Below are 12,815 nucleotides of genomic sequence, written 5' to 3'. Positions count from 1 at the left end.
GGCGCTTTCGCGCCACAGGCAAGGCATACGCATAGGGCAGCACGGCAGGCCGACCATGCCCCATGGCCCGGACGGCCGATAACCGCCCGCCCGCACGCACATGGGAAGGCGCGTTACTACCACCGACGGCTGCTTCGACGGATCGACCGCAGCAGCGGCGGGTGAATACCCGGCAACGGGACGGCGGACTTCCGCGCAATCGCCGTGACCAGGCAGTACTGGCGATACCGCTGCGCCGGGCTAGCCCACGGCGGCGTACGCGGCGTACGTCTCGTCGTCGTCGAGCCCGACCGGCAGCATGCCAGCGCCGCGCTCGTACTCGGTGCGCGCGGTCTCCAGGAGCCTGCGCCAGGAGGTGACCGTGGGGCGCCTGCGCAAGAGCGCGCGCCGTTCCCTTTCGGTCATTCCTCCCCACACACCGAACTCCACACGATTGTCGAGGGCATCGGCCAAACATTCGGTTCGCACCGGACATCCGGTGCAGACCGCTTTGGCCCTGTTCTGTGCTGCCCCTTGTACGAACAGTTCATCCGGATCGGTAGTGCGGCAGGCTGCCTGCGCACTCCAGTCGGTTACCCAGCCCATCACGGCTGCCGTCCTCTCCCGAATCGAGGCTCCCCCACGGCGGCAGCGGCATATTCACCGCTGCCAGTTGAGGACGTTACGGAAGGCGGGCGCGGCGCAACACCCCCTGCGGGCCCAATCTCGAATGGCCCGAACGGACTATGCGTACGCGGCAGATCACCCAGGGGAGTGAGGCGAGGACATATAAACCCAACCCCTCAAACCGGGACAGAACCATCAGATCATCAAGGGCATCGCGCGGCACATAGCGCAGATTCGGCGAGATTTCGGGCGGCCCATCGGGCGGCCCGGCCTGGAATGCCGAACTCCACTTTCCCTCTCACCAGCCCCCTATGACTACGGGACACGCCAGGGAGACAGTTGGGGAGTTCCGGTGAATTCCGGGAACGACCATGATTGCCTTGATGCAAAACCGCACTGCTGTGACAGTTGGGAGCAGCTTAGGCCAACGGCTGCCCCCCTGTCCGGCAATTGAGAACGTAGGCTGACGCCATGCCAAAGACCCGCTCCGGCGGTGGTCTGTCAGGGACCCAGCAAGCCGCCAAGTTCCTCGGTGTCAGTGTGCTCGCCGGAGCCGTACTGGCGGGCATCGCCCTGCCGGCCGCGGGCGCGCTGGGACTGGCCGCGAAAGGCACGGTCAAAGGGTTCGACGAGATCCCGGCGAATCTGAAGACCCCTCCGCTCAGTCAGCGGACCACGATCCTCGACGCCGAGGGCGGCACGATCGCGACGGTCTACTCGCGCGACCGTACGGTCGTCCCGCTGACCGCGATCTCCCCGTACATGCAGAAGGCGATCATCGCGATCGAGGACTCGCGCTTCTACGAGCACGGGGCGGTCGACATGAAGGGCGTACTGCGGGCGCTCAACCGCAACGCCCAGTCGGGCGGCGTCGCCCAGGGCGCGTCGACCCTGACCCAGCAGTATGTGAAGAACGTCTTCGTGGAGGAGGCGGGCGACGATCCCGACAAGGTCGCCCAGGCCACCCAGCAGACGCTCGGCCGCAAGATCCAGGAGCTGAAGTACGCGATCCAGGTCGAGGAGGAGCTGGGCAAGAAGAAGATCCTGGAGAACTACCTCAACATCACGTTCTTCGGGCAGCAGGCGTACGGCATCGAGGCCGCCGCCAAGCGCTACTTCTCCAAGTCCGCCAGGAACCTCGACCTGGCGGAGTCGGCCCTGCTGGCCGGGCTGGTCCAGTCCCCCAGCCGCTACGACCCGGTCAACGACGAGGAGGAGGCGAAGAAGCGCCGGAACATCGTCCTCCAGCGGATGGCCGAGGTCCGTGACATCACCCAGGCCGACGCCGACCGGGCGAAGCTCGCGCCGGTCGCGCTGAAGGTGAGCACCCCGAAGAACGGCTGTATCACCGCGGTCAGCGGAGCGGGCTTCTTCTGCGACTACGTACGGAACGTCTTCCTCAGCGACCCGGTCTTCGGCAAGAGCCGCGAGGACCGGTCCAAGCTGTGGAACCGCGGCGGCCTGACCGTCCGCACCACTCTCGACCCGCAGTCGCAGGAGTCGGCGCAGGACTCCATCAAGGAGTACGTCTACAAGGGCGACAAGGTCGCCACCGCGGTGACCATGGTCGAGCCCGGCACCGGCAAGATCCTGGCGATGGGCCAGTCCAAGCCGTACGGCTTCGGCAAGAACGAGACCCAGATCAACTACTCCGTCGACAAGCGGATGGAGGGGTCGAACTTCGGCTTCCCGGTCGGCTCGACGTTCAAGCCGTTCGTCGCCGCGGCCGCCATAGAGCGGGGGACGCCGCTGTCGCAGACGTATCCCGCTCCGTACGAGATGCCGTACCCGAGCCCGATCCAGACCTGCGACGGCAAGCCCTGGGTCAACACCGACAACGACAAGGTCGAGAACGAGATGGAGTCGGAGGTCGGTCCGTACAGCTTCAAGGAGGCGATGGAGAAGTCGGTCAACACCTACTTCGTCCAGATGGTCGCCGATATCGGGCTCTGCCCGGTGAAGGACATGACCGACAAGCTGGGCCTGATGGTGGGCAACGGCAAGAACCTCGCCTTCACTCCCTCCGGCATGACCCTGGGTTCGGAGGGCATGTCGCCGCTGACCATGGCGTCGGCGTACGCGGGCTTCGCCAACCGGGGCACGTACTGCACCCCGGTCGCCATCGAGTCGATCAAAACGGCCGACGGGCGGAAGCTGGACGTACCCGAGAGCACCTGCCGGCGGGCGATGAGCCAGAACACCGCCGACAGCATCAGCTCGCTGCTCAGCGGGGTGGTCTCCGACGCCGGTACGGGCGCGAAGGCCGGCCTCGCGGGCCGGGACAACGCGGGCAAGACCGGTACGACCGACGGCCGGCGGAATGCCTGGTTCGTCGGCTACACCCCCAATCTCGCCGGGGCGGTCTGGGTCGGCAGCCCCACCCAGCAGGTGAAGATGTTCAACATCACCATCGGCGGCCGGTTCAAGCCGAAGGTCTTCGGCGGTGAGGTGCCGGGTTCCATCTGGCGGAAGGCGATGACCGGCGCGCTGGACGGCAAGGAGGCCCCGAGGTTCAACCGGGTCACCATTCCGGATGTGAAGAAGCCGGAGCCGGGCGAGACCCCCGGCGGAGGGGACGGCGAACGTCCGGGCGACGGGGACAACGGGGACGGCGGGGACAACGGCTCCTGGGGCAACCCCGGCGGCAACGGCAGTAACGGTGGCAACGGCGGTAACTGGGGCGACATCGGCGGCTGGACCGACGGCGGCACCGGAAACGGCGGCGGTGGCGAGGGCGACGGTGAGGGCGACGCGGGCGGGGGCCCGATCCCCGGCGTCTCCGTGGCACCGGGCGTCATCGGAGGCGGCGGCCAGCGGAGTGGCTTCTCGCCCTGAGACACCGCAGAACGGAAGGGCCCGGTTCTCCCCGAACCGGGCCCTTCCGTTTCCCTGCGACTGCTTACGGATCACGCCGAGCTGCTCCGCGGCCACCGGCGTATCCCGCCCGCTCGGCTCGGGCCCGCTGGGCTTCCGCCCGGCTGGCCCTCTTCGATTCCCGCAGACTCCTGCCGACTCGCGCCGGCTCCCGCCGGGTCAGCCGGCGAGCAGTCGCTTCACCGCGGCGGCCACCCGGCCGCCCTCGGCACGCCCGGCGACCTTCGGGTTCACGATCTTCATCACGGCGCCCATGGCCCGCGGCCCCTCGGCACCGCCCGCCTTCGCCTCCGCGACGGCCTCGGCCACGATCGCCGCCAGCTCCTCGTCGGACAGCTGCTGCGGAAGGTAGGTGTCCAGCAGCGCGCCCTCGGCCAGCTCCCGCTCGGCCTGCTCGGCCCGGCCGCCCTTGCCGAAGGCCTCGGCGGCCTCGCGCCGCTTCTTCGCCTCCCGGGCGATGACCTTCTGCACCTCGTCGTCGGAGAGCTCACGGGCGGTCGTGCCCGCGACCTCCTCCTTGGCGATCGCCGCGAGGGTGAGGCGGAGCGTCGCCGAGCGCAGTTCGTCACGCGCCCTGATCGAGTCGGTGAGGTCGTCCTTGAGCTTGGCCTTGAGCGTGGTCATAGGGAGAGTGTGACAGGTACGGGTCCGGACCCGCCCACCGTTTTCCCCCGGCCGTCACCCTCCGCGCAGCCCCCATCACCGGACGAATCCCCCGATTGCACTCTCATGATCACTCCGGCGCCCGTGCCCCGCACCGGGTCTGCGACCATGGACCCATGCGCGCACGCTACGGAGTCCCCCTGGCCGTCACTGCGGTCGGCGCCGCCGGAATCGTCTACGCGGCAGCCTTCGAGGCCCGCTCGTTCCGCCTCCGGCGACTGACCGTCCCCGTACTCCCCCAGGGCATGCGCCCGCTCAGAGTGCTCCAGGTCTCCGACGTCCACATGGTCAGCGGCCAGCGCAAGAAGCGCGCCTGGCTCCAGTCCCTGGCCGGCCTGCGCCCCGACTTCGTGATCAACACCGGCGACAACCTCTCCGACCCCGAGGGCGTCCCGGAGCTGCTGGACGCGCTCGGCCCGCTGATGGAACTCCCCGGCGTCTACGTCTTCGGCTCCAACGACTACTACGGCCCCACCCTCCGGAACCCCGCCCGCTACCTGCTGGAGAAGGTCCAGGGCCGGCACGGCCTCAACGGCAACGCGCCCGCGGTCGGAGTGGTCCACAACCCGTGGGAAGAGCTGCGCGACGCCTTCGACACGGCGGGCTGGGTGGGCCTGAACAACACCCGCGGCACCCTGAAGCTCGACGCCGGCGAGATCGCCTTCACCGGCCTGGACGACCCGCACATCAAGCGCGACCGCTACGAGTCGGTCACGGGCGGCCCCGACCGGGCCGCCGACCTCTCCCTGGCCGTGGTCCACGCCCCGTACCTCCGCGCCCTCGACGCCTTCGCCGCCGACGGCTACCCCATGATCTTCGCGGGCCACACCCACGGCGGCCAGCTCTGCATCCCCTTCTACGGCGCCCTGGTCACCAACTGCGACCTGGACACCGACCGTGTCAAGGGCCTCTCCACCCACACCGCCGCGGACCGGACCTCCTACCTCCACGTCTCCGCAGGCTGCGGCACCAGCCGCTACACCCCGGTCCGCTTCGCCTGCCCCCCCGAAGCCACCCTCCTGACCCTGGTCGAGCGCCCCTAGCGGACGGGTCGAAACCGGATTTCGCGTGGGGGCGCGGGTGGGCTAAAGTAATCGATGTCGCCACGAGAGTGGCGGCATCGGGGTGTGGCGCAGCTTGGCAGCGCGCTTCGTTCGGGACGAAGAGGTCGTGGGTTCAAATCCCGCCACCCCGACAGCTGAAATACCAGGTGAGGCACCTAGGAACGTTCCTAGGTGCCTCACCTGTTTTCCGTCTGTGTGACTACCGCTCCCCGCATCTCTACGGCCGGCAGCCCCGCGTGCCGACGGCAGGGCCCGGGAGCCGGTCGCCCCCACGGACCGGGAGATCTTCATGGCACCCGGCCCGCTGCTACGTTCCCCGCATGACGCATTCGGTCTCCGCCGGTCGCTCTGTGGATCTTCGGGTCGAGCCCGTCGACGAGGTTCTCGACCGCGTCGAGTGGTCTCTTCGGACCCGGTTGGATCGGGACACGGTGGTGCGCAAGCGCCGGTCCGTGGGGGCCCGGACAGATCGGGATACCTGGGTACGGGTGGAGCGGCGCCCGCTTGAGCGGATTGCTGGTCAGGGGTGGAACGGTACGGAGAGCGCGGCCCGTTTGGAGGGGGTCGCCCAGCCCGTGTGGCAAGGGTGCGTGGTGTGGCGGGACGCAGACGGGTCGGTGATGTGGCGGGCCGACGAGACCACGCTTCTTCCCGCTGCGCCGATCGGGACCACCGTCCTGGGCGAAGAGCCGAAGCTGTCCGTGGAGTGGTGGCGAGCCCTCGGCGATTCGCTGAGGGCATTGGCGGGGAACACCACCGGGCGGGTGGCCACTCCGGACACCGTCACGATCACCCAGGACTTGGTCACCGAGTCGATTCGGGATGTGTTCCCCGAGGCGACAGGCACAACCGTCGAGCGATGGGTTCCGGCTCACGCCGATCTGAACTGGGCCAATATGAGCGCACCGGCCTTCTCGCTCTTCGACTGGGAGGACTGGGGGAACGCCCCCCGCGGTCTCGACGCCGCGACGCTCTGGGCGGCCTCGCTCGCCGTCCCCGCTCTGGCGGACCGGGTGCGGCACGAGCTGCGGCACGACTTCGAGAGCGGGGACGGCCGGTTGATGACGCTCTTCGTGTGCGCGAAGATCCTCGCGCCGGGCGCGCATCCGGCGGATCCCCGGATCGAACCCGCCAGGCAGGCCGCGGGGCGGATCCTTGCGGAGGTTCGGTCGACGAGCTGAGCACCCGTCTGTTCGCCGCGACACCGTCCGTGGATACCTATGACCACGCATGAATCTCTTGGACGAGCGTTCAATCTTCCAATTGGCCAGTGATCCAAGGGTCACCGGGGCCGGTTGATTGGGGTCAGCCGAGGGTGAGGAGTTCCTCGTGGAAGCCGCCGAAGCCGCCCGGCCCGTGGATCAGGTGGATCTCCAGGATCCAGTGGCAGGTGCGGCCGGTCTTGTCCGTGCGGCGGAGAGGGGTGGTGTTGGCGGGGGCGATATAGGACTCCACGTCCGCGCCGTCGATCTTTTCGTGCGGGAACTCGCCCACCAGATGGCCCGCGTGCCAGCCGCCGAGGGTCCAGCCGGACTCGTCGGCCAGGCGTGCCACCTCGGCGTACAGCTCGCTTCCGGTGATGCCGGGGTGGCGGGCGAAGTGGTTCTTGGCCGTGGCGAAGACGCTCGGGAGGGAGTCGTTCAGGCGGTGCTTGACCGGGTCGTCGCCGAGGACGAAGGTGCGGCCGAAGTCCGCCTCGTACTCCTCGAAGATCGGGCCGAAGTCGGCGAAGACGATGTCGTCCGTGCCGATGGTCCGGTTCGGCGGGTTCTCGCGGTACGGCATCAGGGTGTTGGGGCCCGAACGGACGATGCGCTTGTGCCAGTGGCGGGTGGTGCCGAAAAGTTCGTTCGCCAGATCCCGTACGTCGTCGCTGACGGCCTGCTCGGTGCGGCCCGGGGCGACCAGCCCCTGCTCCTCGATGGTCTCGAAGAGCCGGGCCGCCTTCGCCTGGGCGCTCAGCAGGCGCGCCGCGCGCGTGGGTTCGTCATCCGCCATGGGGCGAACCTAACCGACGGCGGTCGTTCGGATCTACGGATTACCTGCCGCCTTCCCGCCGTCCGCGCCGCGCTCCAGATAGGCCCAGGCGCGGATGCCGGACCGGAGGGTGACGGCGACGCGGGCGTAGTCCTCGACCTCGTAGGAATCGGCCATGGCCAGCTCGGCGGCGGTGATCGCAAAGACCTGGCCCGGGACGGCGTCCTCGGGGTCCGGGGACGGGACGACCAGGGGATGCCGGTCGGTGCCGCTGGCCTCGATGACGAGGGGGTCGGTGATCGGGATGGTCGTCACGCGGTGGCCCGGGAGGGCATCGGGGGTGCCGTTGAGGAGACGGCCGAACTGGGAGAGCTGCACCTGGGGGAATTGCAGGGTGCCGTAGGAGAAGAGGTGGACGGTTTCGCCGGACGGGGTCGGGGCGTTCACGGGGCTTCCTTTTTCGGGGGGTGGGACGAGGGGTCGACTCGTACGGTACGGGCGAGGAAGTGGAGGACGAGGGGGTAGAGGAGGTACCCGTACCGGGTGGCGGGGGCCAGGGTGAGGGCGAGGAGCAGGCCGAGGGCGGTGCGGTTCGCGGCCGACCGTACGGAAACGGGCGGGCGTACCACCAGGGAGACCGCCATCAGCAGCGCCGCCGCGCAGAGCAGGGTCAGGGCCACCGGACGGCCGGTACCGCCGGGCAGGGTGGTGGCGATGAGCCGGCCGGGGAGGGGACTGGCGGCCGGGGAGGGGGTGTCGGCGAGGCCCAGGGGGAAGGCGATGACGTGCTGGGCGAACGCCCCGGGGTCGCGGAGGGCGACCGGGCCGACGATGACGGCGACGACGGCCGCGGCGAGCAGGACGCAGCGGGTAGCGGCGCGGCGGCCGGTGGTTGCGGCCAGGGCCGCGCAGGCGACGGCGAGCGCGGGCCAGGCGGTCCATTTCATGGCGGAGGCCAGGCCGAGCGCCAGGCCCGCGGCGCCGGCGCGCCCCTGGGCGGCGAGGACCGTGCCGAGGCACATCAGGCCGATGAGGGGGAGGTCGATACCGCTGACCGCGAGGGACATCGCGACCGGCGGGAGGGCGAGGAGGACGAGGAGCAGCGGGGCGGCACGAGTGGCCGCGGTGCGGCGGAGGGCGGCCGCGGTCGTCACGGCGAAGCAGAGGCCGAGCCACCACCGGGGGTCCGTGAGGGCTCCGCCGCCGGTCAGGGCGGACGGGAGACCGAAGAGGGCGGTGCCGGGGAGGTACGGGTTGTAGTCGGCCGCCTTCTCGGGAGACGGGTGGTAGGGGGTGCCGGTTTCGAGCAGCCGGGACGCGGACTCGGCGACCACCTGCACTTCGAGCTGGGCGTCGCCGGTGGCGGTGAGGAGGGCGAGGGGGAGAAGGGCGGTGAGGGCGGCGGCGATGAGGAGGTGGAGGGGGACGGGGAAGGGAGTGAGGGTGGGGATGGGGGCGGGGGTACGGAGGGGGCGCCGGGGACGTCTGCGGTGGTACGGGGCGGCGGCCGCGGCGATCAGATAGCCCGCCGTCGCTGTGGTGGCCCAGGCGCGGTGCGCCGGGAGTTCGGTGGCCAGGGCGAACAGGGCGGTGAAGGCCGCGCAGAGCAGCCAGGGCGCGGGGCTCGATACGGCGGCGGCGAGGGTGGGGTGGAGCGGGGGCGTACGGGGCCGGGGTGTACGGAGTGGCTCGGCGGGCCTGGTAGTGCTCGCGGTCTTGGTGGTTCTGGTGGTTCTGGTGGTTCTGGTGGCTTTCGGGCCGCGTATGGGCATGGCTCGGATCCCCTGGGTGATCGCGGTGCAGATGATCTTGGTGTCGGGGCGAGAGGTTAGGAACGCGGTACCGCCGGCTTCGTCACACCTGGGTCGGGTGTTGCAGGTCGGTCTCAGGGGTGAGGTGGAGGAGAAGATCGGCCCGTGCTCCGATGCGGGTCCACCCTCCTGGCCCGCACAGTTGATTCCGGGCGAGAGAGGAGGGAAGCAGGGCGGGGAGGGCCGATTGCTGAAGCGGCGTGCTCAGAAATCCTGGGTTTCTTCGGCCGGTTGGGGCGCTCCGCACAGCCTCAGCTCGTAGGGTGACGCCTCCGGCCGGTCCGGTGTGCTCCTTCCCCGGGGGTGTGCCGTGGACGCGCTCCCGCTCAGGAGACCCATGTGACCCAGTCCAAGTCCCCGTTGACGAAGTCGCCTTCGCGCAGGCTCCCCGGTGCCGTCGTCTGCGCTGTGCTGACCGTTCTGTATGTGACCCAGGCGGGGGCGGTGCCCGGCGGTCAGGAGAAAGGAGTGTCCGGGGTTTACGAGGGGGCGATCCGGGTGGCCCCGGTGCCCTCGGGGGATGCTGGTGAGTTGTCGGGGCAGGCCGATGGGAAGGGGGTCACGGAGAGGGCAGCGGCGCGAAGTCGGGTACTGGTGCGGCTGAGCGTCGACTCCGGGCAGCAGCCGGAGGGCATCGCCGTCGAGCCGGGCGGTTCCGTGGTGGTCACCTTTGCGCCGACGCGGCAGATCGTGCGGATCGGTCCGTCGGGTGGGATGCGGGTCCTGGGCACGCTGCCCGCTCCGCCGCCGCAGGCGGAGACGCCCGCGGTCGGGGAGCCGTATCCGGGCGGCATCGTCCGGGCCGGGGACGGGACGCTCTATGTCACCTATGCCACTGGGACTGACGAACTCACCGGTGTCTGGCGGCTGGCGGCGGGCGGTGGTGTTCCGCGGCGGGTTGTGGCACTACCCGCGGGAGGGCTGCCGAACGGGCTGGCGCTGGATGCCGCTGCCGGGCAGCTGTACATCACCGACTCCTTCGCCGGGCGGGTGTGGCGGGCGCCGGTGGGCGGAGGCTCGGCGGTGGTGTGGAGTGCGGATCCGGTTCTGGCGCGGCATCCCGAGGGGTTCGCGGGGGCCAATGGGATCAGGGTCCGTGCGGGGGCGGTGTGGGTGACCAACCACGACCGGGGGACCGTGCTGCGGTTTCCGGTGACGGGGGCGAGGTCGGCACCCTCCGCGGGGTCGCCGGAAACGGTGGCCGACGGGCTGGGGGAGATCGACGACCTGGAGTTCACCGGGGACGGCGACAGTTTTCTGGTCGCCGGAGTGACCGACAGCCGGTTGCTGCTGGTACGGGAGGGAGCAGGACAGGAGGTGGTGGTGCTGGACGAGGAGGACGGGCTGCGCAATCCGACGGCCCTGGCCCGGGACGGCGGCACGGTGCATATCGCCAGTTCCGCGCAGTACACGCTCTCCGATCCGCATGTCCTCAGCGCAGACGTGCCCCGGTGAGCCGGAGCAGCGGAGAAGCGGAGATGCTGCTGAGGGAGGACTGTGGTGGCGGGCGGGGTTCCGCGGAGACGGGTGCGGGGCGGGGCGAGGCGGTGAACCGCAGCGGCACCGCGGCCCCGGTCAGCACGATGCGCGGCGGCGGAACCGCGCCGACGCCGTGCACAACGCGGGAAACCGCGGCGGGGGTTCGGTGCCCGCCGCCGCGGTATCCGGTGCCGCGGTATCCGGTGCCGTCAGAGGAGCGGATCCTTCCGGTTCTCCGGGTGGTACACCGCCAGTGCCCAGATGATGAACACGTCGATCGCGATCATGATCAGGGCCCAGACCGGCAGATAGGGGAGGAAGAGGAACTGGGCGATCAGGCTGATCGAGGCCAGGAAGATGCCGAGCCAGCGCGCCCACTCCATGTTCTTGAGCACCCCGTAACCGGTGATCACCAGGAGGATGCCGATGATCAGATGGATCCAGCCCCAGCCGCTGAGGTTGATCCGGTAGACGTAGTCGCCGACCGTTCCGTAGACCACGTCCTTGTTGACCGCCGCGATGCCCTGGAGGATCGCGAGGACACCGTTGCACAGCATCAGGACCCCGGCGAAGACGACCCCGCCGACCGCCCATGAGCTGTTGCCCGAGGAGCCCGGGCCGGTGCCGTGGGCCCCGGACCTGTGCGGCGGGGTCCCGGTCGGCTGTGATGCCTGGGTCATGGGACTCTCCTTCGTCGTCCCGTACGCCTGACGCATACGGGGTTCCGGATTCGAGCGTCGGACCGGACCTCTCGTACCGCTATTCGGATGCACCCGTTCGGGTGATTTTCGGGGGCGGGGTACCGGATCCTGGCAGGTCGGGGCCGTCGTTCCCATCGGCGGCGCCGGGGCCGCCGGAGGTGTCGGGCTCGTCGAGGAAGTCGACGATCGCGAAGGCGAGCAGCAGAGCCAGGGCGATACCGACGACGACCCACGCCGTGGGATAACTCCACAGCAGATAGACCAGGAGCGCGACCGCGACCAGCGCCCAGACGATCCAGCGGCGGTAGCGGTGGATCCAGGGGCCGACGGGGCCGGTGCGCATTCCGTGGTGGTCGGCGGTGGACCGGACGGAGCGGATACCGGAGTGCCAGAGCTGCCGTACGAGACCGGCCCGGCGGCCCGGTCCGGTGAGCCAGGCGGCGAGGGCGATCACGATCCCGAGGACGACGACCATCCGGATGGTCGTCCGCATCAGCCTGATCAGCGCGTCGTACACGGCCCCGGCGGCCGGCTGGGAGGCCGACGGCGGCAGCGCGTCCAGATAGACCGCCCGGAACACGGTCAGGCCGAGGCCGAGGATCAGAGTGGCGAACGCGACGCCGAGCGCGGCGGCGACCAGGGCCCGGCGGCGGCGTACGGCCAGCAGCACTCCGGCGGCGGCCAGCAGCAGTGCCAGGACCGGCAGCCAGAACCCGGCCAGCTGGAGGAGTCTGAATCCGGTCTTGAGCTTTCCGATGTCATCGGATTTGACGATGGTGAACTGGGTGTGGACCTCGGGGATCTTGCCGGCGACGGTCAGGCCGTCGGCCACCAGTCGTTCCTTGACCTGGTCGATCACCGGGGCGAGGTCGATCTGTACGGCGTCGTCGGTGAGCTTGACCGCTCCCCCGCCGCTGCCGGTCAGGGCTTTGTCCACAGAGCTGTGGATTTTCCGGTTCGCGTTCACCCAGAAGGTCTGGAAGCGGTCGGAGGCGACGACCTGCTTCGCTTTGTCGTGGACGAAGCTCTTGAGCGCGTTCTCCAGCGGGGCGCTCAGTTTGCCGAGCGCGGCCGTCAGCCTCGGCCGGTCGGCCGGAGCGACGCCCTCCAGCAGGCTGTTGAGGTCGATGTGCTCCATCACGGCGTCGGTCACCCGGTTGGCCACCGCGTTCTGGACGTCGGAGTCGGCGGCGATCGGGGCGACGGTGGCCACATAGCGGTCCGTGTTCCCGACTTCCTGGGCGGCCCAGGCGGCGACCACGCTCAGCGGGGCGAGCACACAGGCGACCACGATCAGCAGGACGGAGAAGAAGGCACGGGCCCGGTGGTGCCCGGGGTCGCCGGGCGTCCGCTGTGCGCTCTCCAGGGCCGCGACACGCTCCCGCAGGCGGTGCAGCTCGTCGGGTTCGGCACCGTGCGGCCCCTGGCGGGGCTCCTGGGGCGGTTCCGGGGCGCCCGGTGGTTCCTGTGCCATCTGTGCCACCTCCGCCGCGGTCGCTCTTCGCCGCCGTCCACCGGCCCCTCGGCGGGGTCCGCGTCCGGCCGTGACGGAGCCGGTGCAGCCAGCGAACCGGCAGCGCGCCGCCCCGGCGAGCCGCACTGAGCCGTACGGGCACGGGCTCACCCGTACGGGCCCGTCC

11 protein-coding genes and 1 tRNA gene are annotated in these 12,815 nt (G+C 70.1%); 5 read left to right on the top strand and 7 right to left on the bottom strand.

Going from position 1 to position 12,815, the window contains the following annotated elements; translation table 11 throughout:
* Positions 1-240 precede the first annotated feature (240 nt).
* A complete protein-coding gene (locus ACWDR0_RS03280; RefSeq protein ID WP_040915279.1) occupies positions 241-585 on the bottom strand; it encodes a WhiB family transcriptional regulator in 345 nt (114 codons plus the stop codon).
* A 492-nt stretch (positions 586-1,077) separates the two neighbouring features.
* Between ACWDR0_RS03280 and ACWDR0_RS03275 the strand changes: the two genes are divergently transcribed.
* Positions 1,078-3,441, top strand: a complete 2,364-nt coding sequence (locus tag ACWDR0_RS03275; RefSeq protein WP_456349895.1) for a transglycosylase domain-containing protein — start codon at positions 1,078-1,080, stop codon at positions 3,439-3,441.
* Between the two features lie 198 nt (positions 3,442-3,639).
* On the opposite strand, the gene ACWDR0_RS03270 is transcribed toward ACWDR0_RS03275, so the two are convergent.
* Positions 3,640-4,104 (bottom strand): GatB/YqeY domain-containing protein, encoded by a 465-nt coding sequence (locus ACWDR0_RS03270; protein WP_456349894.1) that lies wholly within the window; start codon positions 4,102-4,104, stop codon positions 3,640-3,642.
* A 155-nt stretch (positions 4,105-4,259) separates the two neighbouring features.
* Between ACWDR0_RS03270 and ACWDR0_RS03265 the strand changes: the two genes are divergently transcribed.
* The 3 genes from ACWDR0_RS03265 (at position 4,260) to ACWDR0_RS03255 (ending at position 6,388) form a co-directional block, all read left to right on the top strand.
* Entirely contained in the window at positions 4,260-5,186 is a 927-nt protein-coding gene (locus ACWDR0_RS03265) for a metallophosphoesterase (RefSeq protein WP_456349893.1), read from the top strand.
* A gap of 78 nt (positions 5,187-5,264) precedes the next feature.
* Positions 5,265-5,338 (top strand) — tRNA-Pro (locus ACWDR0_RS03260).
* Between the two features lie 189 nt (positions 5,339-5,527).
* Entirely contained in the window at positions 5,528-6,388 is an 861-nt protein-coding gene (locus ACWDR0_RS03255) for a hypothetical protein (RefSeq protein WP_456349892.1), read from the top strand.
* Between the two features lie 124 nt (positions 6,389-6,512).
* Here the strand turns inward: ACWDR0_RS03255 and ACWDR0_RS03250 are convergent, their stop codons facing one another.
* The 3 genes from ACWDR0_RS03250 to ACWDR0_RS03240 are packed head-to-tail and all read right to left on the bottom strand — an operon-like array spanning position 6,513 to position 8,956.
* Positions 6,513-7,205, bottom strand: coding sequence for a M24 family metallopeptidase (locus tag ACWDR0_RS03250; protein WP_456349891.1), 693 nt, complete (start codon positions 7,203-7,205; stop codon positions 6,513-6,515).
* A gap of 33 nt (positions 7,206-7,238) precedes the next feature.
* Positions 7,239-7,631: a gamma-glutamylcyclotransferase family protein gene (locus ACWDR0_RS03245; RefSeq protein WP_456349890.1), complete on the bottom strand. Its 393-nt coding sequence runs from the start codon at positions 7,629-7,631 to the stop codon at positions 7,239-7,241.
* On the bottom strand, positions 7,628-8,956 hold the full coding sequence (locus ACWDR0_RS03240; RefSeq protein WP_456349889.1) for a glycosyltransferase 87 family protein: 1,329 nt from the start codon (positions 8,954-8,956) through the stop codon (positions 7,628-7,630). The genes ACWDR0_RS03245 and ACWDR0_RS03240 overlap by 4 nt, the downstream gene beginning before the upstream one ends.
* A 378-nt stretch (positions 8,957-9,334) precedes the next feature.
* Between ACWDR0_RS03240 and ACWDR0_RS03235 the strand changes: the two genes are divergently transcribed.
* Complete coding sequence (locus ACWDR0_RS03235) at positions 9,335-10,450, top strand: hypothetical protein (RefSeq protein WP_456349888.1); 1,116 nt, start codon at positions 9,335-9,337, stop codon at positions 10,448-10,450.
* A 233-nt stretch (positions 10,451-10,683) separates the two neighbouring features.
* On the opposite strand, the gene ACWDR0_RS03230 is transcribed toward ACWDR0_RS03235, so the two are convergent.
* The gene (locus tag ACWDR0_RS03230; protein WP_456349887.1) at positions 10,684-11,154 is read right to left on the bottom strand and encodes a DUF7144 family membrane protein; all 471 of its coding nucleotides are present in this window, start codon (positions 11,152-11,154) and stop codon (positions 10,684-10,686) included.
* Between the two features lie 79 nt (positions 11,155-11,233).
* Complete coding sequence (locus tag ACWDR0_RS03225) at positions 11,234-12,649, bottom strand: hypothetical protein (RefSeq protein WP_456349886.1); 1,416 nt, start codon at positions 12,647-12,649, stop codon at positions 11,234-11,236.
* Positions 12,650-12,815: the final 166 nt, after the last annotated feature.

It is taken from the genome of Streptomyces sp. NPDC003691 (assembly GCF_053981115.1).
Note: the sequence above shows the minus strand (reverse complement) of the source record. Positions and strands in the feature narration are given on the sequence as shown.

Coding starts and splice junctions, on each gene's coding strand:
- ACWDR0_RS03280 (WP_040915279.1), bottom strand. CDS start 585: ATGGGCTGGGTAACCGACTGGAGTGCGCAGGCAGCCTGCCGCACTACC.
- ACWDR0_RS03275 (WP_456349895.1), top strand. CDS start 1,078: ATGCCAAAGACCCGCTCCGGCGGTGGTCTGTCAGGGACCCAGCAAGCC.
- ACWDR0_RS03270 (WP_456349894.1), bottom strand. CDS start 4,104: ATGACCACGCTCAAGGCCAAGCTCAAGGACGACCTCACCGACTCGATC.
- ACWDR0_RS03265 (WP_456349893.1), top strand. CDS start 4,260: ATGCGCGCACGCTACGGAGTCCCCCTGGCCGTCACTGCGGTCGGCGCC.
- ACWDR0_RS03255 (WP_456349892.1), top strand. CDS start 5,528: ATGACGCATTCGGTCTCCGCCGGTCGCTCTGTGGATCTTCGGGTCGAG.
- ACWDR0_RS03250 (WP_456349891.1), bottom strand. CDS start 7,205: ATGGCGGATGACGAACCCACGCGCGCGGCGCGCCTGCTGAGCGCCCAG.
- ACWDR0_RS03240 (WP_456349889.1), bottom strand. CDS start 8,956: ATGCCCATACGCGGCCCGAAAGCCACCAGAACCACCAGAACCACCAGA.
- ACWDR0_RS03230 (WP_456349887.1), bottom strand. CDS start 11,154: ATGACCCAGGCATCACAGCCGACCGGGACCCCGCCGCACAGGTCCGGG.
- ACWDR0_RS03225 (WP_456349886.1), bottom strand. CDS start 12,649: ATGGCACAGGAACCACCGGGCGCCCCGGAACCGCCCCAGGAGCCCCGC.